General features: G+C 69.0%; 22 protein-coding genes and 2 pseudogenes. 18 read left to right on the forward strand and 6 right to left on the reverse strand.

From position 1 onward, the window contains the following. The first annotated feature begins 172 nt into the window (after positions 1–172). From ACFVYF_RS28915 to ACFVYF_RS28940, 6 genes and pseudogenes are all read left to right on the forward strand, one after another. Positions 173–487: a DUF6400 family protein gene (locus tag ACFVYF_RS28915; RefSeq protein WP_389460014.1), complete on the forward strand. Its 315-nt coding sequence runs from the start codon at positions 173–175 to the stop codon at positions 485–487. Continuing rightward, positions 474–731 (forward strand): hypothetical protein, encoded by a 258-nt coding sequence (locus ACFVYF_RS28920; RefSeq protein WP_383273534.1) that lies wholly within the window; start codon positions 474–476, stop codon positions 729–731. The genes ACFVYF_RS28915 and ACFVYF_RS28920 overlap by 14 nt, the downstream gene beginning before the upstream one ends. 137 nt (positions 732–868) lie before the next feature. Then, positions 869–1336, forward strand: coding sequence for an SMI1/KNR4 family protein (locus ACFVYF_RS28925; RefSeq protein WP_389460016.1), 468 nt, complete (start codon positions 869–871; stop codon positions 1334–1336). Positions 1337–1591: 255 nt separating this feature from the next. Further along, on the forward strand, positions 1592–2128 hold the full coding sequence (locus tag ACFVYF_RS28930; protein ID WP_389460018.1) for an RNA polymerase sigma factor: 537 nt from the start codon (positions 1592–1594) through the stop codon (positions 2126–2128). 11 nt (positions 2129–2139) lie between these two features. Continuing rightward, positions 2140–2955, forward strand: coding sequence for a hypothetical protein (locus ACFVYF_RS28935; protein ID WP_389460020.1), 816 nt, complete (start codon positions 2140–2142; stop codon positions 2953–2955). 76 nt (positions 2956–3031) lie between these two features. Next, positions 3032–3341: pseudogene (locus tag ACFVYF_RS28940) on the forward strand (hypothetical protein). A 114-nt stretch (positions 3342–3455) separates the two neighbouring features. On the opposite strand, the gene ACFVYF_RS28945 reads toward ACFVYF_RS28940, so the two are convergent. The 3 genes from ACFVYF_RS28945 to ACFVYF_RS28955 form a co-directional block, all read right to left on the reverse strand. Continuing rightward, positions 3456–4829: a glutamine synthetase family protein gene (locus ACFVYF_RS28945; RefSeq protein WP_389460022.1), complete on the reverse strand. Its 1374-nt coding sequence runs from the start codon at positions 4827–4829 to the stop codon at positions 3456–3458. After that, the gene (locus ACFVYF_RS28950) at positions 4829–6334 is read right to left on the reverse strand and encodes an amino acid permease (protein WP_389460024.1); all 1506 of its coding nucleotides are present in this window, start codon (positions 6332–6334) and stop codon (positions 4829–4831) included. The genes ACFVYF_RS28945 and ACFVYF_RS28950 overlap by 1 nt, the downstream gene beginning before the upstream one ends. Before the next feature lie 69 nt (positions 6335–6403). After that, on the reverse strand, positions 6404–7312 hold the full coding sequence (locus ACFVYF_RS28955) for a hypothetical protein (RefSeq protein ID WP_389460025.1): 909 nt from the start codon (positions 7310–7312) through the stop codon (positions 6404–6406). A gap of 1065 nt (positions 7313–8377) precedes the next feature. Here ACFVYF_RS28955 and ACFVYF_RS28960 point away from each other — a divergent pair. From ACFVYF_RS28960 to ACFVYF_RS28975, 4 genes are all read left to right on the forward strand, one after another. Continuing rightward, positions 8378–9787 (forward strand): FAD-dependent oxidoreductase, encoded by a 1410-nt coding sequence (locus tag ACFVYF_RS28960; RefSeq protein WP_389460027.1) that lies wholly within the window; start codon positions 8378–8380, stop codon positions 9785–9787. A gap of 296 nt (positions 9788–10083) precedes the next feature. Further along, complete coding sequence (locus ACFVYF_RS28965; RefSeq protein ID WP_389460193.1) at positions 10084–10659, forward strand: toxin-antitoxin system, toxin component; 576 nt, start codon at positions 10084–10086, stop codon at positions 10657–10659. A gap of 2 nt (positions 10660–10661) precedes the next feature. Beyond that, the gene (locus ACFVYF_RS28970; RefSeq protein ID WP_389460029.1) at positions 10662–11846 is read left to right on the forward strand and encodes an MAB_1171c family putative transporter; all 1185 of its coding nucleotides are present in this window, start codon (positions 10662–10664) and stop codon (positions 11844–11846) included. A gap of 198 nt (positions 11847–12044) precedes the next feature. After that, complete coding sequence (locus tag ACFVYF_RS28975; protein ID WP_389460031.1) at positions 12045–13496, forward strand: FAD-dependent monooxygenase; 1452 nt, start codon at positions 12045–12047, stop codon at positions 13494–13496. A 233-nt stretch (positions 13497–13729) separates the two neighbouring features. Here the strand turns inward: ACFVYF_RS28975 and ACFVYF_RS28980 are convergent. The 3 genes and pseudogenes from ACFVYF_RS28980 to ACFVYF_RS28990 form a co-directional block, all read right to left on the reverse strand. Then, positions 13730–14440: pseudogene (locus tag ACFVYF_RS28980) on the reverse strand (FAD:protein FMN transferase); the annotation flags it as partial. A 1-nt stretch (position 14441) separates the two neighbouring features. After that, a complete protein-coding gene (locus ACFVYF_RS28985) occupies positions 14442–14861 on the reverse strand; it encodes an FMN-binding protein (protein WP_389460033.1) in 420 nt (139 codons plus the stop codon). A gap of 19 nt (positions 14862–14880) precedes the next feature. Beyond that, positions 14881–16218: a ferric reductase-like transmembrane domain-containing protein gene (locus ACFVYF_RS28990; protein ID WP_389460035.1), complete on the reverse strand. Its 1338-nt coding sequence runs from the start codon at positions 16216–16218 to the stop codon at positions 14881–14883. Between the two features lie 151 nt (positions 16219–16369). Here ACFVYF_RS28990 and ACFVYF_RS28995 point away from each other — a divergent pair, with 151 nt between their 5' ends. The 8 genes from ACFVYF_RS28995 to ACFVYF_RS29030 all read left to right on the forward strand — a co-directional run bounded on the left by ACFVYF_RS28995 (position 16370) and on the right by ACFVYF_RS29030 (position 23810). Then, on the forward strand, positions 16370–17059 hold the full coding sequence (locus ACFVYF_RS28995; RefSeq protein WP_389460037.1) for a response regulator transcription factor: 690 nt from the start codon (positions 16370–16372) through the stop codon (positions 17057–17059). Next, positions 17056–18507 carry a sensor histidine kinase gene (locus ACFVYF_RS29000; protein ID WP_389460039.1) on the forward strand — a complete coding sequence of 484 codons (1452 nt, stop codon included), beginning with the start codon at positions 17056–17058 and terminating at the stop codon, positions 18505–18507. Before ACFVYF_RS28995 ends, ACFVYF_RS29000 begins: the two co-directional genes overlap by 4 nt. A gap of 156 nt (positions 18508–18663) precedes the next feature. After that, complete coding sequence (locus ACFVYF_RS29005; protein ID WP_389460040.1) at positions 18664–19461, forward strand: SAM-dependent methyltransferase; 798 nt, start codon at positions 18664–18666, stop codon at positions 19459–19461. Between the two features lie 544 nt (positions 19462–20005). Further along, positions 20006–20956 carry an anti-sigma factor RsbA family regulatory protein gene (locus ACFVYF_RS29010; protein WP_389460042.1) on the forward strand — a complete coding sequence of 317 codons (951 nt, stop codon included), beginning with the start codon at positions 20006–20008 and terminating at the stop codon, positions 20954–20956. Positions 20957–21176: 220 nt separating this feature from the next. Continuing rightward, positions 21177–21512 carry an STAS domain-containing protein gene (locus ACFVYF_RS29015; protein WP_389460044.1) on the forward strand — a complete coding sequence of 112 codons (336 nt, stop codon included), beginning with the start codon at positions 21177–21179 and terminating at the stop codon, positions 21510–21512. Between the two features lie 83 nt (positions 21513–21595). Then, complete coding sequence (locus ACFVYF_RS29020; RefSeq protein ID WP_389460046.1) at positions 21596–22252, forward strand: response regulator; 657 nt, start codon at positions 21596–21598, stop codon at positions 22250–22252. Further along, positions 22249–23397, forward strand: coding sequence for a PAS domain S-box protein (locus ACFVYF_RS29025; RefSeq protein ID WP_389460047.1), 1149 nt, complete (start codon positions 22249–22251; stop codon positions 23395–23397). Before ACFVYF_RS29020 ends, ACFVYF_RS29025 begins: the two co-directional genes overlap by 4 nt. Then, entirely contained in the window at positions 23391–23810 is a 420-nt protein-coding gene (locus ACFVYF_RS29030) for a response regulator transcription factor (RefSeq protein ID WP_389460049.1), read from the forward strand. The genes ACFVYF_RS29025 and ACFVYF_RS29030 overlap by 7 nt, the downstream gene beginning before the upstream one ends. Positions 23811–23852: the final 42 nt, after the last annotated feature.

Below are 23852 nucleotides of genomic sequence, written 5' to 3' on the forward strand. Positions count from 1 at the left end.
CGGCGTCGTCCACCGTTTCACGACTAAAGATCACGATCCTTCGGCCCCGACGGCCAGAATGACCCACCTCCCGCCGCTGCACCGACGCCGCCACCCCGAAATCGTGTGACCTGCTGTGACTTCACCCACCTCCTCTTGCCCCAAGAAGAAAGGGTTCCCTAAGTTCGGTCTCATGTCCCCGAACCACTCCAGCCCCTCCCCCGGCCCGGACGGGTCGCCCTCCCAGGGTCCGACTGGCACCGGCCATGAGGCCAACTCCGCGCCGGTCGGCTTCGCCGTCGACCTCACCGATCACGAGGTGAGACGACGAGCCCACGTCCTGGAAGCCCTCGGGCCGGACTGGGATCCGATCGCAGTGCTGCGTGGCGAGGAAGCGGCGTACGACCTGCTGTATTCCGGGCTCGACGACGAGCAGCAGCGGCTGTACGAGGAACTGGTCGCGGCGGGCGTGCTCCCCGAGCGAGGGAGCGGCCGTGCTGCCTCTTGATCCGCAGGCCGAAATCGGACGCCGTGCCTGGGTGGCCTGTCCGAGCTGCGCCGACAGCCAGGACTGCACGCCATGCGCGCAGCGCCGGTCGTGCTCCGACCATTGGCGCTACCTGCTCTCCCACACCGGCAGCCTGCTCCATCTGCAGTGCCCCTCGTGCCGGCACGTGTGGACTCACGAGACCGGCTTCGGCGCCACTCGCTCCCGATGGAACCGCATCACCAGCGGACTGCGCCGGCTCTAGCCTCCACCGGCAAACGCCCGAAGCCGGCCCGTCCTCCAGACCGCCAGGCCGGTCGTCACGACACCAAGACTGACCGGCTTGCGTACTGATCACCCCCCAGCGAGCTGCCCAGTGCGGTCTGCGAAGCTGCCCGAGTGATGGATGAAGCGATCGTCGACGCTGTCCGTGCTTGCGCTGATGCGGGCGGCCTCCCCGTACCGGCGACGCAGGAGGCAGTTACGGAGGCAGAGGAGAGCATCGGCTTCCCTCTCCCACCCTTGTTGCGACGCCTCTACTTGGAAGTGGCGAACGGCGGCTTCGGCCCGGCCGAGGGCATTCTTGGCGTTCGCGGAGGTGCATCCCAGGGCGACTGGAACGACCTGTCGGACATCCATCAAGGCGGCCCGGATCCTTCCGGACAGATCCCTGCCGGCCTGGTGCCGGTGTATGACTGGGGCTGCACCATCTGGTCCCTGATTGACGTCCGGGATCCCGTCGGCCCCATGTGGTGCACGCATGAAGGCCATCTCTGGCCCCAGGGCATCAACTTGGCCCAATGGATGCACGCCGCGATGGAAGGCACTCTGACTGTCGAGGGCATCCTGGACAGTGAACCCGCGCTCTAGGAGAGCCCGGCCGCGCGCCTGCACACGCATCGTCAGGCCATCGCTGCTCCCCGCGTAACCTCCCTGGCCACCACGGCAGTCGCATACCCCTAACCCGTATATTCAGCGGCCGCCGTGCTCCGCCGCCGAATGACCCGACAGACGGCAGGCTTGGCCCCGCCGAGCATCACAAGCGGCGGGAAATTCCCCGGCCTTGGGCCTGTTGCGCGCGTACCCGTGGTGGACATGTAGGGGCAGGCGCTACGGAAGGAAACCATGCCCATCGATACCGAGGCCCAGTTCACGGACGTGTACCGGGCTCACTACGAGGACGTGCTGCGATTCGTACGTCGTCGTGCGCACCCGATGAACGTCGATGACGTCGTGGGAGAGACGTTTCTCGCTGCGTGGCGCCGTCGGCGCGAGCTTCCCGAGAACCCGCGGCCGTGGCTGTTCGGTGCGGCCCGCAACGTCATGCTGAACGCGAACCGCGGCATGCGAAGGCAGTCCGCCCTCGTGGTGCGCATCCAGCAGGCAGCCGCAACGGCCGACATTGACGACCCGACGGTCGATGCCACGGCCCAAGTGGACAGCCGGATCGACCTGGTCGCCGCCTGGCGTTCGCTCGCCCCGGCCGACCAGGAAGTCCTCGCGCTCCATGTCTGGGAGGAGCTCGACGCCCGTGACGCGGCAACGGTCCTCGGCTGTACCCGCGCCGCCTACGCCATGCGTCTGACGCGCGCCAGACGACGCCTGGCCGGCCGTCTCAGCCTCACTGCCCCCGCACTGTCCGCTCTCTCCCTGACGCACTGACAGGAGCCCTCATGAACAACGACCTCCTCTCCCGTCTTGCCACACTCGACGCCGCACCGCGCACCGAGCGCTCCGCCGCCGAACTGGACCGCGAGGAGCAGCTGCTGCGGACTGTGCTGAGCGACACGGAGCGGCCCAGTCGTTCGGTCCGCGCCACATTCCGCCGCCCGCTCGCGCGACGCGCGGCGTTCACGGTGGTCGGCATACTCGCCGCGGGCGCCGTTCTGGTGGCCGTGACGGCCGATCCGCCCAGGTCGGACCGCTCCGGACCGCTTTCATCGGCACAGGTGGCCACCTGGGAGGGCACTCCCGGCGCGTTGACCGACGCCGGCAACACGCAGCATTCCCCTTTGGTGTGGTGTGTCAGGGCGACGAAGGAAGCCTCCGGGGAAGGGGGTCCCGGCACGCTCAGTAATGCGGACAGCCGGGGAACCATCGCCTCCATGATTATCACTCGGCACGAACAGGCCTTGTACTGCCTCGCCGGTTCGGACGGCTCCGGCGTCACGATTCCCATCGATCCGGTGGCGAAGGCCGGCGTAGCGGCGGACGGCATCACGCTGGAGGCGCGTGGCGCCCTCGGTAGCGGCTCGGCCCGGTTCAGCTACGCCGTCGGGTCCATGGGATCCGACGTGGCAGCAATCACCGTGCACGACCACGGGCGCACCGCTCACGCCACGGTGCGGCCCATCCGCTCCCTGCCGTACGGCCGGTGGACCGCCTGGTGGCCCAGCAACGGCACCCAAGGCCCGGAGCCCAGCACCGTCACCATCACCTTCAGCGACGGCACCACCCGGACCGTCAGCACGGACTCACTGAAGAATTGACTGGAACCTCGCTGCAGAGACACCGTCGTTCTCGTCTCCGCAGGCATCCCTTGGACCACACCACCAGGAGGAACCAGTGTCATACCCGCAGCTGTTCACCCCCGAGGAGAAGCTCGCCGACGCGAAGCAGCTGTTGAGCCGGAAGGATTGTCGTCAAGCCGGGCTGTGACATGAAGTCGCCGCACGAACTCTGGTCCGATCCTGTCGAGGCCGAGGCGCTGAAGGTTCGGCTCGACGATCTGCACCGGGCGAAGATCCGGCTCGCTGATGAGGTGCTCGTCGTCGGCGACTACATCGGGGACAGCACCCGAGCCGAAATCGTCTACGCCCGGTCGCTGGGCAAGCCCGTGCGGTTCACGCACCCCGAAGTCGACCCTGATGCCTGACCGCCCGCTGCCACCTCGACAACCAGGGCCGGCAGCTCGCCGCCCGACTGTCTCGCGGTGGCTTCGGCCGCCGCCCAGCGCACACCCTCCGCAGCATCCCTTGGAATTGATCATCTAGGCACGATCGAACCCCCGCCGCCGGTCCACATCCGTGACCTCGCGGCGGTGGAAGTCGACCTCGGCGTGGGCCGCGTGGGCGTAGTGGCGTACCAGGTCGGCGCCGAGGGCGTTTTCCGCGAAGTCGTTCCTCTCGAAATGGGCGAGAGCTTCGGTCAGGTCTCGGTGGACGGGCGGGGCCTCGCGGTCGGCGTAGGGGTCACCGACGGTGGGCTCGGTCGGTGTGAGCTGGTGGGTGAGACCGTGGACGATGGCAGCGCACGCGGCGGTGACGACCAGGTACGGGTTGGCGTCGGCACCGGGCAGCCGTACCTCGAGGTGGGTGCCTTCGCCGTGGCCCGTGACGCGTACCGCGCATCCGCGGTTGTCATGCCCCCAGTTCATGCGCTGCGGAGCGAACGCGTGCGAAGTGGCGTACCGCCGGTAGGAGTTGACGTGGGGCGCGTACAGCGGGGCGAGGTGCGGCAAGCCGGCGATCAGGCCGCCGATGGCGTGCAGCATCGTCTCCGGCGGCGCTTCGCCGGCTCGCGTCGCGAAGACCGGCTCACCGTCCCGCCACAGCGACAGGTGCAGGTGCAGACCGCTGCCGACCCCGGTGAAGGGCGCGGCCATGAACGTCGCGACCATGCTGCGCCGCTCGGCCAGGTGTTTCGTGGCGTGCTTGTACACGGTGTACGAGTCACAGGCGGGCAGGGCGGGGCCGTACGGGAACGTCACCTCGATCTGGCCCGCGGCCCCTTCCGTCTTGACGGCCTCGGCGGGGGTCCCGCTGCGGTCGAGGGCCTCCTCCAGGTCGCGGAAGAAGTCCGCCATCGCGGGCGGGTGGTTGAGCGAGTAGTCCAGGTTGTGGCTCGAGACGGGTTCCTCGCCGCGGCACAGCACGAACTCGCTCTCCAGGCCGACCCGTATCTCCAGGCCGAGCTCTCCGAGACGTGCGAGCTGCCGTTGGAGCATGCGCCGCGGTGCGACCTCGACGGCAACGTTGTCGCGGTATACGGCGTCACAGTGCACGAGAGCGGTACCGGGCAGGTAGGGAAGGACACGGATGGTGTCGAGGTCGGCGACGACGCCGATGTCCTGGAAGCCGTCCTTCCATCCCGTGAGTTCGAACCGGTCCAACGGCGCCATGTCCACATCGGTGGCGAGGATGTAGGCGCAGGCCTCCGACGCCGCGGAACCGGAGTCGACGCGGTCGAGGAAGTGGCGGGCGGCGATGCGCTTGCCCTGCAGGCGGCCCATCATGTCCGGGACGGCAGGCATCACGATGGCGATCTGCTCGCGCTTCACCGCGTTGCGGAGCTCGTCGAGGGAGATGAGCCCGGCGGGGAGCTCCCGTTCCGCAGCGGGCTGGTCGGTGACCGTACGGGGCATCAGATCACGCCCTCGGCCAGGACCTCGTTCTCGGCCGCGGTTCCAAGCGGAGGGATGCGGTACGTGCGCCGCCCCTTCGTGATCCACATGGCCCACGCGAGGACGAGGACGACCACCAGGGCGACTCCGGCGTAGTTGAAGGAATCGGCGGTGATCGGCGAGGCTTGCGGCAGGCAGAACACCAGGGTCAGGACGGCCACGTAGCTGACGGAGATGATGCCCAGCGGGCGGCTCCATCGGCCCAGGTGCCACGGCCCCGGCCGGAAGTTCTTGCCGGCCCGCAGCCGCAGGTAGACGGGGATGGCGTAGGCGGGCGTGATCCCGATGACGTTGATGGCGGTGACGGCGGCGTACGCGGTGGGCGAGTACAGGCTGGGCAGCGCGAGGACCAGGGCGGCACCCACGGACAGCCAGACGGCCGGTACGGGGGTACGGGTCCGGCGGCTGACCCGCCGCCAGGTGGACGAGAACGGCAGCGCCCCGTCACGCGAGAAGGCGTAGACCATGCGGGAGGCGGCGGCCGTCTCGGCGTTGCCGCAGAACAGCTGCGCCACGATCACCACGAGCAGGAGCAGCTTGGCCATGCCGACGCCCAGGACGTCGATGAAGATCTGCGCGGGCGGGACACCAGTGCTGCTCCCCTGTGTATCCGCGTAGTTCTGGAGGGCGAAGAGGAGACCGGCCAGGAGGACGAAGCCGGCGGCCCACGACCAGGCGATGGCGCGGACGATGCCGCGGGGCGCCGCGGTCTGCGCCTGGGTGGTCTCCTCGGACAGGTGCGAGGAGGCGTCGTAACCGCAGAAGGTGTACGCGGCGAGCAGGCAGCCGAGCGCGCACACGTACACGGGGTTGGAGAAGCCGGTCCCGTTGTTGAAGTGCCCGAAGACGAAGCCGACGCTCTGGTGCTCGGTCGGGGCGAGTGTGAGGGAACCGACGATCAGCAGGACGCCGAAGAGCTGCCACCACACGGAGATGCTGTTCAGGATGTTGGCCAGGCGGACGCCAAGGGCGTTGAGCGTGCCGTGCAGCAGCAGGATGCCCGCGAAGATCAGCATGGTGTTCTGGGGCGTCGGCACGAAGCCCCACTGGAGGTTGGCGAAGGCGCCGACGAACAGCGCGGCTCCGTAGTCGATGCCGGCGATGGCACCGAGCAACCCGAGCAGGTTGAGCCAGCCGGTCGCCCACCCCCAGCGGGGGCCACCGAGGCGGTCGGCCATGTAGTAGAGGCCGCCGGAGGTGGGATAGGCGCTGGTGACCTCCGCGAGGCACATGCCGAGCATCAGGGTCATGAAGCCGATGCCGACCCAGCCCCACATCATCACGGCGGGGCCGCCCGCGTTCAGGCCGTAGCCGAACAGCGTCATCCCGCCGGCGAGAATGCAGATGACACTGAAGCTGATCGCGAAGTTGCCGAACCCGCCCATGCGGCGGGCGAGTTCGGGCTTGTAGCCGTGCGCTCTCAGCGCAGCGTCATCGTCGAGAGGCGGAGCGGTCTGGCTATACAACGTAAGTCCTTGGATCGAGGTGGATGAGCGAGGGCGGAAGGAACACGTCCGGCGGGGGCGCTCGTTCGCTCATCTCCGGCTCCTCTTGCCCAGAGCGCGACGGCGCGCCACATGGAAGTCGTCCTGCCAGTGGTTGCGGTCGTGGTTGACGAGCGACCAGGGCGCCGGAGTGGCGTAGGGGCCGATTGCCTCGAACACGTCCGCGGCCTTCCCCACGCCCGTCACGGTCAGCACGTAGGCCAGGTAGTTGAGGTCGAGTGGTGAGCACGTCTCGGAGGGATCTGGATGGTGCGCGAACCAGCCGTAGAGGGCGGTCTCGACGTAGTGGGCCTTGTCCGCGGTGCTCCAGAACGCGATCACGCCGCCGGACTGGTTCCTGAGCTGGAGCCGGTACGACTCGACGTACGCGTAGAGCGGCAGGAGCAGCAGCGGCGACCCCGGTGGGGCGGCGGCCGCGACGGCCCGCGCGAAGTCGATGCCTCCGCGGCCGCGGGCCTCCAGAACCTGCAGCATACGGATGTGCGCCTCGCGATTGCGGGGGTGCCGCTTGGTCGCGCTGTCCAGCAGGGGCCACGGTCCAGGAGGCAGCATCGGTTCCGGGGCAGCGGCCCAGTGGGACGAGTCGTGCGGGGCGTGCTGGTCGATGTCGAGCCGCGCAAGAGTCAGCAGACACACCCACGGCACGGGGTCCGCGGGCCACCGTTGCGCGGCGGCCTGGCACGCCACCCGCGCGACACGGATCGCGTCGATGAGGTCCGCGCCGAACAGTCCGCGGCGCCCGGCAGCGACCGCGCGCTCCGTCAGGACCCTCGCCTGCATCATCAACGCGTCCGGATCGTCTGGTGTTTCGGAGCACCAGGCGTTGACTGCCCCACTCTGCGCTGCCACCGCACCCATGACCTGGCTGCGGAACGAACGCAGCGACCAGTCGCCGTAGGAGTCGCGCAGAAGCTGCTGCGCGGTACGCCATCGGTCCATGCGGAGGTCTTCAACGGCATAGCGGAGACCTTCGTCCCGCCCCGCTATGTGAACGACCAGCGATATGTCACTTCTCGCCATCGGTATGCCCCGGTGATGGCGAGAGCAGGCAGGCCGCAGCGCCTGGGGCACGTCTGTTGTGGATTCCTGAGCGGGACATGGGGCGCCTCAAAACGGTGGGGGGTGGATGACTTCCGGGCCGACGTGATGTGACCGACGGTTGTGGACGACGGGGTCAACCGCTCGGTGGGCGAAGACCTCTGCGTATCGGTCGCGGGCGCCATGGACCCGCCCCAGGGATCCGGGTCACGCCGACACCTTCGGCGGCGTGACGCTCAGGCCGAGCGAGATGGCCCTTGTGTCCTCGCGTGCCGGCTCACCGATCCCAGGGCCGGGCACGAGAGCCGCAGCGGCCCGCTTCCGGGCGCGAACAGCAGAGTGCGCGCTCCGGTGTGCGCGGCGTGTCACGATGCCTCCCCCCTCGGGCCGCCGCAGAGGGGCCGACGACGCCTGCCCGCCCTCTGCAACGCGTTCCTGAAACCTGGCCGGTCTGCACGTATGACTCTCTGTGCGGATCACCTTGCAGGAATGATCACTTACGGTAACTCCGTTATGACCAAGCATAGTTGGAACGAGACTCACGTTAGGGCTCCTGTGCGATTCCGCGCATGACAATCGTGCGCCGCCGCTGGGGACTTGCTCTCGAGTTGAGCAATCCCCTGCCCCTTGAGGGACGCAGGCCCGGCATGGACCGCTGCTCTCCATGGCGGGTAACGATCGTTCCGAGTCCGAGAACGATCGTTACCCGCCGCGCGTGCGGCGCATAGAGTGCCGTGAACAGAGCCACCTGTCGCACCACACGTCGGGAGCGCTTCAGTGGAGCCGCCCACTCCCCTCCCCGAGAGGCCCGCGCGCATCAAGGTGCTCATCGACGAGCAGGGATGGAAGCGGCCAGAAATCCTCAACGCCTTCGACGGCCGACGTGTCCCACGACCGCGCCCTCATCCACCCGCGCCTCGTCGACACCGTCACGCCAACGGGTGAGCACAGAAAGCATGGAGACACATGTCTGACGACAAGGGCGCATCCTCCACCCGGCGACCCTCCGCGGTCGTCATAGGTGGCAGCGTTACCGGCCTCTGCGCCGCGACCGTGCTGGCCCAGTACGCCGACGTGACGATCGTGGAGAGAGACACACTGCCCGAGGGCTCCGGGCCTCGTAAGGGAGTGCCCCAGTCCCGGCACGCGCACGTCGTGTGGAGCGGAGGGGTACTGGCGTTCAACGACCTGCTTCCGGGGTTCGTCGACGAGCTGGTCAACCGTGGAGCACGTCTCGTGCCCATCATGAGCGGCATGGTCTCCAAAGCGCCCTCCGGCGTCTGGTTCCGACGATGGGGGAACTCGCGTCATTACAACCTGGTGTGTTCGCGGGACCTGTTCGACGCCGCGCTCCGCGACCAGGTCCTGCGCCTTCCGCACATCACTCTGCGCCAGGCCCATGCCGTCGAGGGCCTGACCGGTGACACCAGCCGGGTCACCGGTGTGCGCGTCCGCTCCGCCGAGAGATCGGCCACGCTCACCGCCGACCTGGTTGTCGACGCATCCGGCCGCGCCTCCCGCGCCCCGCACTGGCTCAAGGGCCTCGGCCTGCCGGAGGTCGCCGAACGAAGAGTCGACGCCGGCGTCACCTACGCCACCAGGCTCTACGAGGCCCCCGGCTCGACCGTGGAGAACGACTTCCCTCTCGTCAGCATCCAGGCCGACCCGAGCCGTGCGGCGGGGCAGGGCGGCATCATCCTGCCCGTGGAAGACAACAAGTGGATCGTCACCCTGTCCGGTACCCGTGGCGGAGAACCCACAAAGGAGCCGGACGACTTCGTGCCCTTCGCTCTCGGCTTGAGCGACCCCGTCATCGGGGAGCTGATCAAGGACGCACGCCCACTGAGCGGAGTCACCACCACGCGAAGCACCGCGAACGTGCGGCGATACTACGAGAAGATGGAGCGCTTTCCCGAGGCCTTCGCGGTTCTTGGGGACGCCATCGCCGGCTACAACCCCGTCTACGGACACGGCCTCACTGTCTCGGCGCAGAGCGCCATTGCACTCCGCGACGTACTGCATTCCAGCAGCGTCGGCGCACCTGGCGTCGGCCGACGGATCCAACGCGCCGCGGCCCGGCCCGTCAGCGGCTCCTGGAGCCTGGCAGTCGGCCAGGACGCCCTCTACCCCGGCGCGGCAGCGAAACCGCCCACCGTCGTCGAGAAGGCCCTGTCCCGGTATGTCGACCGTGCCGTCGCCACCGGCGCCCGCAACCCTCGGGCTCTCGGCGCTCTGCTCGACGTCATGAGTCTGGAAAAGCCCGCGACCCGCCTGTTCTCCCCCGACATGCTCATCCCGATGCTCTTCGGCCCCAAGGCGGCGTATCTCGACGGCCCGCCGCTGAGCGACGCGGAGCGCAAGGCCGCCGCCTCCTGAGTGCCCGGCCCGGCCGGCGCCCCTGCAGCCGGACTTTCCGGCACGCAAGCGGCATCCTGGTGCAGCCGGACTTCCCCGCACGCAAGCGGCATCCTCCCCGCACGACCGGCGTCGGGAGACCGCTTCCACCGCTTTCCACTCACAGGAATTTCGTCCGTGTGTCCTATACCAGCCAGCCCTGGCGAGCATCCGCACTATGTTCGGAGAGTGCACAGGGCAGCACAGCGAGGAGTACTGGTGCGGCGGAGGCAGCCCGTCGCGTGTTGACAGGGAGAACGGTGTTCGGACAGCGGAAGATGCGTCATTCGCTCGACCAACTGGTGCGCGGGACCGGACACTTGACCGCTCCCGTCCCGCCCGACGAGCTGTGCGCCGCCCTGTGCACGGCCATGAGTGCCCGACGCGGCAGGGACATCGAGTTCCGCACCTCCTCGTTTCCGCCGGGCACCGCAAGCGGCCTTGCCCTGGATCTCGGGAACAGGGACCTCGTCGTCGTCGAAAAGAACACAGCGCCTGACCACCGGGTGATCATCACTGGCCACGAACTGCGCCACCTGGAGCTGGGACACTGTCACACGGAGCTGGCCGGAACGCCGACCGCGGCCCGACTGCTGCGGCACGACGCCGATTTGGAGCACGTAGTGGAGTCCGTCCTCGCGGTGGCAGGCAGGCACAGTCCGCTGCTGACCAGGGGAAGTGAATCGGAGGCCGCCCGGCTTTCCCAGCAGGAACAGGAGGTCGAGCGGTACGGCCTCGCTCTCGCACACGCCGTGCGGCACCTCCTTCCCGGCGCACAGACGCGGACTCCAGACCTTCGGACAGCAGCCGGCCGCATCGAAGCGTCGCTCGGACACCGGGGCACACGAGGCTGAACGTGTCGGACCTCAGCTTCTTCATACCTGCGGCTCTCGGCGGCCTGGCCTGCCTCATGAGACTGCCTGGCCTGATCAGGAACCCGCGCGACCCACTCCTGTGGTCTGTGGCAGTCCTCCTCGCTTCGGCATGCGGCGTCTTCTTCTTCGCGTCCATTCCCGTCATCGCCCGGGTCAACGACCTCACCGGCATCCCCAACTTCAGCGGCCCCCTCGTCTACTCCATCCTCACGACATTCAGCGGCGCATGCCTCGTCCTGACCATCATCTGGCGAGGCGGCCCGCCCGCGCGGACGCGCAGGGCCACCAGGTTGTGCATCGCCGTCTACGGCTCTATCTGCGTGGCCTTGTTCGCGCTGTTCTTCATGGCCGGTCCCACCGTTGAACGGCTGAGGGATCTCGACACCTATTTCGCCAATACGCCGTACATGCGCGAAATGATTGTCCTCTACCTGTCTGGGCACACTGTTTCGGCCATTGTCACGACCGCTCTGTGCTGGCGGTGGTCCCGTGAAGTCAGCGGCGAGATGCGAGCCGGCCTGTTCCTCATGGTCTCCGGCTACCTCCTGACCGTGGGATACGACGTCTGCAAGTTCGCTGCCGTCGGCGCCAGATGGGCCGGTCTCGACTGGGACACACTCAGTACCGATATCGCCCGGCCGGTTGCCGCGGCCGCTGCCCCGCTCATCGCCATCGGCTTCGGACTGCCCCTGATCGTTCAACACGTGAGCGGGCCCTTTGAAGACTGGCGCCGCCACCGTCAACTGGGTTCGCTGTGGCACTCCGTCAAGGAACTGACGAAAGCCGGCCGTGCGACAGACGTGCCCTGGTGGACCTCACCGGGTATGCGGCTTCTCCAGCGTGAACGCGACATCCACGACGCTCTGCTCACCCTCAACCCGTACTTCGACATGGACGTCAGGTCCTCGGCCCACACGCAAGCCGTCGCGGCGGGCGCAGCCACCCACGAAGCGGATGCGACAGCCGACGCCGCCATGATCCTGGCCGCTCTCGATTCCGTCCGGGCAGACCCTGAACACCGCGTTATCGCCTCCGCCCCCGTCCTGCAGGAATTCACCGGCGTCGACTCGCGCAGCCTCATCGCCCTTTCCAAGGCCCTCCGCCACTCCCCCGCGGGCGCGGGCCAACGCCTTGCAGCCATCGGCCGGGAGCGTCTCGGTGAGTGACGCATATGGACCGGTCGGCGGTCGCTCCCGGCATTCCGGGCTGCGCTGCTTCCGTGCTGCCGGGAGCGATATCGGGCAGTGACTCCGCCTCACGCGCGTCATGAGTGATCATGGATACCTGAGCCCATTGTCGCCGCACAGCCGAAATCTCTGCTGCCAGTCCGTCCGCCGGCAGGCGGCCCAGAAGAAAGCAGGCACATGCCCGACCGGACGAGAGTTCCTTCGCCCACGGAGGGGCGTCGAGCAGTCATCATCGGCGGCAGCCTGGCGGGGATGCTGGCCGCCGCCGCCCTCCATGGCATGGTCGACGAGATCTGGGTCGTGGAGGCCGACGACCTTCCCGACGGCCCGACGCCACGCAAGGGTTTGCCGCAGGCGAGTCACGTGCACTTCATGTGGAGCGGCGGAGCACTGGCTGCCGAGTCCCTCGTGCCGGGACTCACCGATCGCTGGCTGCTGGCCGGCGCCCGACGTATCCCCATCCCGAACGGCATGGTCGGCCTGAGCCCCCAGGGTTGGTTCCGGCGATGGGGTCGCGAAACTCATTTCCTCATCGCCTGCAGCCGAGACCTGCTGGACTCCGTCGTCCGACAGCAAGTGCTCGCCCTGCCAGGCGTAAAAGTCGTGCAAGCGCGCGCTGAAGGCCTGACGGGAACTGCGCAACGGGTAGCAGGCGTACGCGTTCGGAACGCCGAAGGCGGCGAGTGGACCCTCGAAACGGACTTCGTCATCGACGCGAGCGGCCGCGGCTCCCGGACCCCGGAGTACTTGGAAGAACTCGGCGTCGGAACCTGTGCGCAGCGCACGGTCGACTCAGGTCTGGTGTATGCGAGCCGCGTATTCCAGGCACCGGAAGGCGCAGAGGAATTTCCCGTCATCAACATCCAGGCCGACCCGCGGGCCGCGGGGCCCGGACAGAGCGCCGCCGTCATGCCGATCGAGGGCAACAGGTGGCTGGTCACTGCGGCCGGAACGAAGGGTGGTGAACCCACCGACCGGCCGCAGGACTTCGAGCGCTTCACCCGCGGGCTCCGCCACCCCATCGTCGGCGAGCTCATATCGCACCTGGACCCGCTCAGCGATGTTTCTCTCAGCCGCAGTACGCGGAACCGGCGCCGGTACTTCGAAAAGATCCGACAGTGGCCCGAACGATTCGTCGTGCTCGGAGACGCCGTAGCGGCGTTCAATCCCGTCTACGGACACGGCATGTCGATCGCCGCGCAAGGGGCTCTCACTCTGCGGGACATGGCATCGGCCGACGGCCTCACCAAGCCCGAGTTGGCCCGGCGAGTCCAGCGGGCGGTGTCGCGTCACGTCAACGTGGCCTGGAGCATGGCGGTTGGGCAGGACATCTTCTACCCGGGCGTGAAGGGAGGGTCGCCGAACGCCGCGGACCGGATCCTGGCGAAGTACGTCGATCGTCTGCTCAGGACAACGACGGGGAGCTTCACGGCTACAAAGGAGTTCACCGACGTCTCCTCACTTCAAGCGCCCCTCACGAACCTGGTGGGGCCGCGCCTGCTGCTGGCAGCCGCGATGGGCCCCCATCTCCCGCCTTTGAGCGGTCCTCCGCTGTCTCGACAGGAAAAGGCACTCGTCGATCCTCCGACAGCCGGGACCGACCAGCGCAACAGCCAAAGCCCCTGGTGACCTCGGGAATCGGCCCTCACCACAGCGGCCCGTCCGTCAACGGACGGGCTGGGCCGGCGCCTGCCCCTTTCGCGGTCACCGCGCCATGCGCTGGTGAGCATGGCCGACTGGGCTGTGCCGGCAGGGGCATCGTCATCGTCACACCGTCGATCGGGTGCGGGAGGAGCCGTACCGCACGCGTCCAGGGCGGTCTTCACGCCGCCCCTCCCCCGTCGAGCCGCCGGTCTCTCCCCCGCCACAGGGAACCCCGCCGTACGCAGCACCCCTCGATCGGCGCCCACCGCCAAGACCTCGCGGTCCTTCAGGCCGGCGGCCCACTCGACGCCCGCTGGGCCCATCGCGAAGGCCGCCGTCGCGATGGAGTCGGCTTCGGTGAGCGTCGGTGCCACGACCGTGAGGCTCAGCAGTCCGGTCGCCGGACGGCCCGTGCGGCCGTCGATGATGTGGTCGCCGCGCTCGTAGCGGGCGGAGGTCGCGACCGCGCCGTCGGTGAGGTCCAGTACGGCGCACAGCCGATCGACGCGCTCGGGGTGCCGTACGCCCACGCGCCAGGGGCCGCCGCCGGCAACCACGTCACCGCCGGCGTTCAGGCAGAACCTCCGCACCCCGGCCGCCGTCAGCAGCTGCGCGGCCCGCTGCACCGACCAGCCCTTCACCACCGCGCAGGGGTCGAGGCCCCGGCCCGGCAGCCGTACGTCGAAGGCGCCGCCGGTCGCCGTCCGGTAGTGCTCGCACAGGCCGAGGATCTCGGCGAGGTCCGGGCTCAGCTCGTCCACCTCACCTCGGTCCAGCCGCGACACCTCACTGTCGGGCTTGAAGGGGCTGAATCGCGCGTCGACTTCACGCAGCCAGGCGAAGACGGAGCCGGCGGCCGCGTCGAAGTCCCCTTCGTCATCGATGCGCAGGGAGACCGGGAACCCCATGACGTGTTCAACGCGCCGCACTTCAGGTGCCCTTCGCATCCAAGGCGGCCTGCAGGGACTCCTTGTAGCCGTCGCTGGTGACCGTCGCGCCGGACACCGTGTCGATGTCCGCGCTCTGCGCCTCCAGCGTCTCCGCGACCAGCTTCGGCACGGCGGCCGTCGTCTGCGGATGGTTCGGCTGCTGAAGCATCCGGACGGAGCTGATCTTGTCACCCTGGAAGGTCAACTCGACCTGTACCGGGCCCTTTTCGGTCTTCACGGTCGATCCGGCGACGACCTGCTCGGAGGTTCCCGACGACGAGGACGACGAAGAGGAGGACGAGGACGGAGTGGGACTTGGGGCCACCTGGGCTGTGGACGCCGTGTCGCTCGACGGTGCGTAGCGCCACAGCGGAATCAGACCCGCGACGCTCAGGACCAGGATGGGCAGTGCTCGTTTCACGGGGATTTCCTCGTCTCCGTCATCCGGCCAGGCTGAAGCGCTCGAAGTGGATCTGCTGCTTGGGCACGTCCAGCTCGCGCAGGCTGCGCAGCACCGCGTTCATCATGGGCGGCGGCCCGCACAGGAAGACGTCCCGGTCGGCGACGTCCGGCACGAGGCGGGCGAGCTCGCCCGGTGCCAGCTTGTCGGGGCTGACCGGGCCGGTGACCAAATGCAGCTCGGCGCCCTTGGCGTGGGCGAGGTCGCGCAGTTCCTCGTAGAGGACGGCATCCCGGTCGGCGGCCACCCGGTACAGGACGACCGCATGGCCGTCCAGCTCCTCCAGCAGGGCGCGAATGGGCGTGACGCCCACGCCGCCGGCGATGAGCAGGGCCTCGGGCCGGGTGCGGTGCATCGCGGTGAAGGCGCCGTAGGGGCCCTCGGCGAAGACGCGTGTGCCGACCTGGACGTGCCGCAGGGCCGCGGTGCCGTCGCCGGCCGTCTTGGCGGTGAGGCGCAGCGTGCGGCCGTCGGGCGCGGCCGACAGCGAGAACGGGTTGGCCTGCCACCAGCGGTCCCGGGTCAGGAACCGCCACAGGAAGAACTGGCCGGCCCGCGCGGGCAGGCGGTCGAGGTCGCGCCCGGTCATGTAGACCGAGACGACGTCGTCGGACTCGGGGACGACGGCCGTGACACGGAGCTGGTGGCGCCAGTTCCGCCACAGCGGCAGCACCAGCCGGCCGGCGAGCACCGCGCCGAGCGCGAGTCCCCATACGGCGTACCAGTACGTCTTGGCGGCGGCCGACGAGGTGAAGGTCGTACCGGCCGCGACCTGGTGGGTGAACGCCAGCACCACGGCGACGTAGGTGTAGAGGTGGATGAAGTGCCAGGTCTCGTAGGCGAGTCGGCGCCGTGCGGAGCGGCCCGAGACGGCGCCCACGACGATGATGACGGCGAGCGCGGCGATCGCACGGAGCACGCCCTCGACGGTCTCGGCGAGGTCCACCAGCTGGTTGAGCGGGTCCAGCGAGGAGGCTTCGGCGTAGCCGAAGGTGATGAAGACGGCGTGGGTGAGCAGCGTCCACAGGATACCGAAGCCGGTCCAGCGGTGCCAGGAAGTCAGCCGGTCCATGCCGATGCGGCGGTCCAGCCACGGCAGCCGGGCCACCAGCAGGAGCTGGAAGGCCATCAGGAGGGCTCCGTACAGGCCGGCGAGGCGGCCGATCACGATGAGGGTGTTCGACGCGAATCCGGCCTCGACGAAGAAGAAGGCCACCACGGCCGCGTTCACGGCCGGTACGGCGTACAGCCCGGTGCGGGCCACCACCCTGGGCCGTATCGCCGTGGGGGGCGTGGGGGGCGATTGGAGGGTCGTCACGGACGGCAGCTCCTTGATCGGGTCCTGGGTACCCGAGCTTCGCTGGCGGGAGCTGTCGAATTGCTGTCGTTTATCTTTCAAGTGCTTATCGATGAGGTCGCGGCCGGTAGCCGGGGCTGGCTTCGACAGGCGCGTGAAGCACTATGAGCAGGTGGAAAAAGTACGCCTCCTCGTCGTGGACGACGATCCGCCCATCGCCGACCTCGTCGCGACCGTCGCCCGCTACGAGGGCTGGGAGGCCGCCGCCGCGAACTCCGGTGAGGAGGCGCTGCGGCTGGCCGCAGAGTTCCACCCGGACATCGTGGTGCTCGACCTGATGCTGCCCGACGTGGACGGCTTCGGTGTCCTGGACCGGCTGCGCCGCTCGGGAACGATGGTGCCCGTGGTGTTCCTCACCGCGCGTGACACCGTCGCCGACCGGGTGGCGGGGCTGACCCGGGGCGGCGACGACTACCTGGTCAAACCGTTCGCGGTCGAGGAGCTGATGGCCCGCCTGCGGACCGTGCTGCGGCGCAGCGCCGGGCCCGGCTTCCAGCGCTCCGTGCTGCGGGTGGCGGACCTGACGATGGACGAGGACACCCATGAGGTGCGCCGCGGCGAGCGGCTCCTGACGCTCACCCCGACCGAGTACGAGGTGCTGCGCTACCTGATGCGCAAGTCCCCCACCGTGCTGACCAAGGCGCAGATCCTCGACCACGTGTGGGAGTACGGCTTCGGCGGCCGCTCCAACGTCGTCGAACTCGCCGTCAGCCGGCTGCGCCGCAAGCTCGACGAGTCCGGCGCACCCCTGATCCACACGGTACGGGGCTTCGGATACGTGGTCCGGCAGGCCGCGGAATGATCCGCCGGTTCCGGGAGACATACCGCCGGCTGCGCCTGGGCACCCGGCTCGCCCTCGGTCTCGGCGCGCTGTCGCTGGCTGTGTTCGCCATCGTCGGCGCGGCGCTGACGATGTACATGCGCGGGTACCTGGACACCCAGCTGGTCGACCAGCTCAAGCTCGTCCAGGTCGTGCAGTCCAAGGACGCGGAGGCGCACGGCACGGTGACGCGGCAGCCATACTACGGCTGGTACACGGCGGTGTACGACGTATCGGACGGCTCGGCCGCCCTGCGCACGCCCGCCGAAGTACCCGCCGACACCCAGGCGCTCACCGCGCTCGCCCGGACCATGGCGGCTTCGACCACCGAGATCACGCGCACCGTGACGATCGACGGCAAAGGCACGTACAAGTTGCGGGCGTGCGAGGTCGAACCGGGTGTCGTCCTGGTCAGCGCCGCTCCCATGGGGAACATCGACGCCATCATGCGGCAGCTGATCACGGTGCAGGTCGTCGCCTTCGTTCTCGCGGTGCTCGCGCTGGTGGTGTTCGGCCGGAAGATGCTGCGGCGCGGTCTGAAACCGCTGAGCGACATGGCACTCACCGCCCACGGCATCGCCTCCCACGACCTGACCGAGTCCGCGGCCCGGCTGCCCCTGCGCGCCGACGGCCGGGACGGCGGCCCGGAAGTGGCGGAACTGCGCACGGCGTTCAACACCATGCTGGAGCACATCGACGACTCCCTCGCCGTCCGCGCGAAGGCCGAGCAGCGACTGCGCCGCTTCGTCGCGGACGCCTCGCACGAGCTGCGTACGCCGTTGATGTCGGTACGGGGCTACGCGGACCTCTTCCAGTACGCGGCCGCCAATGCCCCCGGGGAGCGGGACAAGCACCTCACCCGGCTGCGTGCCGAGGCCGCGCGGATGGGCTTCCTGCTCGACGACCTGCTGTTGCTGGCCCGGCTGGACGCGGCCGAGGTGGACACGCCGTTGCGGCCGGCGGACGCGGACCTGGTCGAGCTGGTCCAGGAGGCCGCCGACGCGTTCCGGGTGAGCCACCGCGACCATCCGCTGACGGTCGCGGACGGCCCGGACACACTGGAACTGCGGCTGGACCCGCAGCGCGTCCGGCAGGTGCTAGACAACCTGCTGACCAACGCGGCCGTCCACACCCCGTCCGGCACGGACGTGTCGGTGGCCGTGTCCGTCGCCGACGACCGCGCGCTGATACGGGTCACCGACGCGGGTCCGGGCATTCCGGCCGCCGACCGGGAGCGGGTCTTCGACCGCTTCTACCGCGTCGACAAGGCCCGCAGCCGCGATCGCGGCGGCAGCGGCCTAGGCCTCGCGGTCGCCCGGTCACTGGCCCGCGCGCACGGCGGCACGATCGAGCTGAGCGGAGAAGCGGGCGCCACGGTCTTCACCGTCTCACTGCCCTTCGGCCGGGAAGCGGCCTACGGTCCGATCTGACCTACAGCGCGATGTCCCGTCCCTGCGCGTGCCCCGGCTGACAGCGGGGCGGCCGGCTCCGGCAACTGCCCACATGAGTACAACAGTTGATATGGGAAGCTGTCGTCGGCCGGTCGCGGGCAGTGGGGCCCCGGTGGTCATCGAGAGGAGTGCAGGGTGAGCGAGGGCGGCTTCCGCGCCGAGGAGATAGACACGAGCAGGCCGCACCCCGCGCGGATCTACGACTACCTGCTGGGCGGCAAGGACAACTACCAGGTGGACCAGCAGGCGGGCGACGCACTCGCCGCCGCGGCACCCGAGGTGCGGATCGGCGTGCGGGCCAACCGCGCCTTCCTGCAGCGCGCCGTCCGTTTCGTCGTCCGCGGCGGGGTCCGCCAGATCCTCGACATCGGCACCGGCTTGCCGACCTCCCCGAACGTGCACGAGACCGCGCACGAAGTGGCTCCCGACGTGCGCGTCGCGTACGTCGACAACGATCCGATCGTGAAGACGCACGCCGACGCGCTGCTCAGCCGCTCCGGCACGACCAGCATCGTGCTGGGTGACGTGCGCGACCCACGCGCCATCGTGGATCACCCCGACGTCCGCCGCGTCATCGACTTCGGCGAGCCCGTGGCCCTGCTCCTGGTCGCCGTCCTCCACTTCCTCACCGACGCGGAGAAGCCCGAACAGGTCGTCGCCACGCTGCGCGATGCCCTGCCGGCCGGCAGCTTCCTCGTGCTCTCGCACGCCACGGACGACTTCGCCGACCGCAGTGCCGCCGAGGCCGTCTACACCAACGCCACCGCCACGCTCAACCTGCGCTCCCGCGCCGCGGTCGAGCGGTTCTTCGACGGCTTCGAACTGGTCGATCCCGGCCTGGCCCAGGTCCCGTTCTGGCGCCCGGACACCCCGCCGCCGGAGAGGTCCGGCGAGATCGGTTTCTACGGAGGCGTGGCCCGCAAGGTTCGGTGAAGCACCGATTCCGGCGTAGCCCTCAGGTTCGGTGAAGCACCCGTTCCTGCATGCCCGCGAGACGCAGTGAAGGACCGATCCCTGCGTGCCCGCGAGACGCGGTGAACGACTGGCTCCGGCTCCGGCCCCCTCCCTTCTCGATCCTCCGTCCGAGCCCCGTGGGCAATCTCAAGCGTCGTCCGCCGTCGCGTCGACGAGGAGCCGGCCTCGGTGCGGGAGGTCCTGAGCGAGCGAACGCGTGATGGCACCGAATGCCGGCGGGTACGAGGTGCGGCATGCCGCGCTGGGTCCGCCGCCGCGGCCCGCGGCGGCGCGTACCTCGCGCCCGACGCGGTGTATCAGGACCCTGGGGCGGTCTGACGTGGTGAGGCGCCGGCCGGGCGAGCCCAAACGGGCAAGGGGAGGGAGGAGTTGCGGGCAACCCCGGCGGAGGCGGGCAGAGCCTCGGACGAGCTCCGGAAGCGCCGAGACAGGACGGAGTTATGATTTTGTCGGTTCTGGACCCCTGACGTCCCTAGGAGCACCGCGTGTCGCAGGTCGCTGCATGACCGGGAGCAGCGCTGCGACGCGGTCCGCGGAGTTCGCCCACTCCGCCTTCCTCTACCGGAACTCGGCCCAGTACGTGTCAGGGGTCGTCGGTTTCGTCCACGCCGCGCTCAAGGACGACGAGCCGGTGTTCGTCGCCGTGCCGGGTGCCCGCCTCGACGTCCTGCGGCAGACCCTGGGACGGGACCTCCCGCACGATTCCTGGGCGGACATGAGGGAGTTGGGCCGTAACCCGGGCCGCATTCTCGCCGCACTGCTGAGTTTCGCCGAACGGCATGCGGGCCGCGCGATTCGTGTGGTCCAGGAGTCGATGTGGGCCGGCCGTTCAGCGGCCGAGATCGTGGAAGCCACCCGCCACGAGGCGCTCACGAACACCGCGTTCGCCGACTCGTCGGTGACGCTGCTGTGTCCGTACGATGCCGATGCGCTGCCCTCCGCCGTGTTGACGCAGGCCAGGCGTACACACGCCCGACTGGTCGTCGACGGTGAGGTCTCCGTGAGCGGTGCCTACACCGATCCGCTCTCCGTGTACGCCGACTGCGACCTGCCGCTGCCCGAGCCCACCGCGGCGACGCCTGCCCTCGTGTTCTCAGCGGGCCAGACCGCGAACGCTCGGCAGTTCACGGACAGCTGGGCACGGGACACTCCGCTGAGCGCCGCCCGCCGAGGAGACCTCGTGCTCGCGGTCGGCGAGGCGATCGCGAACTCCATCGCGCACGGCGGGGGCCGGGGCACGCTGCGGCTGTGGACCTCGGATGACCGTGGCGTCGTCGCCGAGATCCGGGACAGCGGAAAACTCGTGAACCCGCTGGCCGGACGGTCTCGCCCGCATCCCGCGTCGGCCAACGGAGGCCGAGGTCTGTGGATGATGCACCAGCTGTGCGACCTGGTGGAAATCCGTGCGGCCGAGGAGGGGCTGACCCTGCGACTGCACGTGGCAACTGACTGACGGCCGAAATCCATGCGGCCCCGTCGGCGCGTCGACTGGTGAGGATTGACTTCCACGTCTAGTGCAGATTCACTAGACGAATCCTGGTGCCCTCGCACTATCTCCAGGGATGTGCGCAAGAGGGTGCCCGTCCCCAGGAGGCTCGCGGAATGAAGGTGTGCTGCAGTGCGGAGCACGTGTTCGCGGGGAGGTGCGCGGCACCGTGACCGTTCGACCGTTCGTGTCTCACGCCGTTGTGCACTCGGGCGTCGCCCGGGTGACGCTCGCCGGGGAACTCGACGTGGACACTGCCCCTTACGTGCAGAAGGCGATGGCCGGCTGCCTGGCGGACCGGCCGAAGAGCCTGTGCCTCGACCTCACCGGCGTCGGCTTCTGCGACTGCGCCGGCCTCAATGCCCTGCTCGCCGCACGGATGTCCGTCCTTCACGCGGGCGTCGAGCTCGTCGTCGAAGGCATCGGACCGCAGTTGGCCCGGTTGATCGACCTCATCGGGGCCACAGACATCCTGACCGAGGGACACGTGGGGACGGACACGGTGCCGGCGCGCCGCGAATGAGGAACAACAGCCCTTGCGGGCCCTCCGCTCCGGGCAGCCCTTCTGGCATGATCGTGCAGCCCGCCACCAGCAAGGATGCTTCGATGCCTTCATCGACCACGCACAGTCGACCGGTCCGAGTCCTGGTGGTCGAGGACCACGACATGGTGGCCGAAGCGATCTGTCTGGCCCTGGAGCGATCACCCGGGCTGGAGATCGTGGGACGCTCGGCCACCGTTGCCACGGCACTGTCCGACGCCGGACGGTACAAACCGGATGTTGTCCTGATGGACCGGCGGCTGCCCGACGGCGACGGGATCTCTGCCATCGCCGCCGTGGAGGCGCTCGCGCCGGACGCGCGCGTACTCATCCTGGCCGGTGAGGGCAGCGCCTCGGTGGCAGCACGCGTGGCGGAGGCCGGTGGAGCCGGCCTGATCCTCAAGGCCAGCGGTCTGGACGAGCTGGAGGACGCCGTACGGCGGGTGGCCGCGGGCGAGGTGGTGGTCAGCCGGAGTCTGCTGGGCGGCGTACTGGACCAGCTGACCGGCAGGACGCAGGTTCCCGGTGCCAAGCTGACACCACGGGAGCGGGAGACTCTCGATCTGCTGGGCGAGGGTTTGACCACCACGGAAATCAGCGACCGGCTCGGGGTCGCCCTCAACACCGGCCGCAACCATGTCCAGCGGGTTCTGGAGAAGATGGGGGCCCGATCCCAGCTGGAGGCCGTGACCATCGCCCGACGCGAAGGACTCATCAAGTGACCGAGTATCCGGAGGCCGAGGAACCCGCCCGGATCGAGACGGCCCCCCTGGACGAGGCGGCCTTCACCCTCCTCGTCCAGGGTGTGCTGGACTACGGCATCTTCATGCTCGATCCGCAGGGCAACGTGATCAGCTGGAACGCGGGAGCGGAGCGGATCAAGGGATACAGCGCCGCGGAGATCATCGGACGGCACTTCTCGGTTTTCTACCCCACCGAGGACAAGGTGGCCGGCAAGCCGCAGTGGGAGCTGGAAACCGCCGTGGCCGACGGCAGACTCGAGGACGAGGGCTGGCGAATCCGCAAGGACGGCTCCCGGTTCTGGGCCAACGTCGTCATCACAGCCCTGTGGGACGACGAGGGCCGGCTGCGCGGTTTCGGCAAGGTCACCCGCGACATGTCCGAACGACGGGCCGCACAGCACGCGCTCAGCGAGCGACGGCGGCTCTTCGACCATCTGGTCCAGGCACAGGAAACGGAACGGCGCCGCATCGCGTGGGATGTCCACGACGACTCCATCCAGGCCATGGTCGCCGTCGGAATGCGGCTCCAGCTGCTGGCGGAACGAGTGCCGGAATCGTGCTCGGCGGAACTGGAGAGCCTCGACGCCACTGTGCGCGAGGCGATCGGCCGGCTCCGCAACCTCACGTTCCGCCTTCATCCGCCGGGCATCGACCGGCACGGACTGGTCGATGCGCTCGCCAACCATCTGGAGGATGTGGTGGGCCCCTGGGGGATGACGTACTCGTTCGAACACCACCTGGACCGTGAGCCGACGCCCGAGACGTCCACCACGATCTTCCGGATCGTCCAAGAGGCGCTGCTGAACGTCCACAAGCACGCGCGCGGGAGCACCGTCGCCCTCCGTGTCCACTCGGTGGACCGGGGCATCCTGACGCAGGTCGTCGACGACGGCACCGGCAAGCCGATGACCAAGGACGGCCTGCACGATCACTTCGGAGTCATCGAGATGCGGGAGCGAGCCGAGACAGCGGCAGGCTGGTGGTCCATGCGCAGCGAACCCGGGAAGGGGACGACGGTCGAGTTCTGGGTGCCGAACCCGGAAGCGGTGCCTTCATCTCCTTCGCCCTCGCCTTCCCCGTCGACCTCGCCCTCGCCCTCGCCCTCGCCGGACGGTCTGTGGTGACCCCGCCGGCGTCGGGCGTCGACAGCACTGACACGCCGCTGGGCGTGATTCTGTGCGATGACAATGCGATGCTCCTGGACGCCTTGCGTGATGTCGTGCAGGCGCAACACGACCTGGAGGTCGTCGGTACCGCAGTGAATGCCGAGCAGGCGATTCGCCTCGTCCGCCGTCATCAGCCGGACCTGGTCGTGCTGGACGTCCGCTTCCCCGGCGGCGGCCACACCCTCGCCAGGGAGATCGCACGGTGCTCGCCGGACAGCGGCATCGTGGCGTTCTCCGCATACGACGACAAGACCTCCATCGAGGAGATGCAGCGCGCCGGCGCTTCCGAGTACGTACTCAAAGGTGCCCCCAACCGGGAACTCCTCGCGGCTCTGCGCCGAGTGGGAGGAGCGGGGGCGACGGTCTCGTGACCGGGGCCGTGCGGACGTATGGCCGTGCGGCGGTGCTTGCGG

Source organism: Streptomyces sp. NPDC058274 (genome assembly GCF_042881375.1).
GTDB lineage: Bacteria > Actinomycetota > Actinomycetes > Streptomycetales > Streptomycetaceae > Streptomyces.

Coding starts and splice junctions, on each gene's coding strand:
- ACFVYF_RS28945 (WP_389460022.1), bottom strand. CDS start 4,829: ATGCCCCGTACGGTCACCGACCAGCCCGCTGCGGAACGGGAGCTCCCC.
- ACFVYF_RS28960 (WP_389460027.1), top strand. CDS start 8,378: ATGTCTGACGACAAGGGCGCATCCTCCACCCGGCGACCCTCCGCGGTC.
- ACFVYF_RS29000 (WP_389460039.1), top strand. CDS start 17,056: ATGATCCGCCGGTTCCGGGAGACATACCGCCGGCTGCGCCTGGGCACC.
- ACFVYF_RS28925 (WP_389460016.1), top strand. CDS start 869: ATGGATGAAGCGATCGTCGACGCTGTCCGTGCTTGCGCTGATGCGGGC.
- ACFVYF_RS28930 (WP_389460018.1), top strand. CDS start 1,592: ATGCCCATCGATACCGAGGCCCAGTTCACGGACGTGTACCGGGCTCAC.
- ACFVYF_RS28915 (WP_389460014.1), top strand. CDS start 173: ATGTCCCCGAACCACTCCAGCCCCTCCCCCGGCCCGGACGGGTCGCCC.
- ACFVYF_RS28935 (WP_389460020.1), top strand. CDS start 2,140: ATGAACAACGACCTCCTCTCCCGTCTTGCCACACTCGACGCCGCACCG.
- ACFVYF_RS28965 (WP_389460193.1), top strand. CDS start 10,084: ATGCGTCATTCGCTCGACCAACTGGTGCGCGGGACCGGACACTTGACC.
- ACFVYF_RS28975 (WP_389460031.1), top strand. CDS start 12,045: ATGCCCGACCGGACGAGAGTTCCTTCGCCCACGGAGGGGCGTCGAGCA.
- ACFVYF_RS29010 (WP_389460042.1), top strand. CDS start 20,006: ATGACCGGGAGCAGCGCTGCGACGCGGTCCGCGGAGTTCGCCCACTCC.
- ACFVYF_RS28955 (WP_389460025.1), bottom strand. CDS start 7,312: ATGGACCGATGGCGTACCGCGCAGCAGCTTCTGCGCGACTCCTACGGC.
- ACFVYF_RS29020 (WP_389460046.1), top strand. CDS start 21,596: ATGCCTTCATCGACCACGCACAGTCGACCGGTCCGAGTCCTGGTGGTC.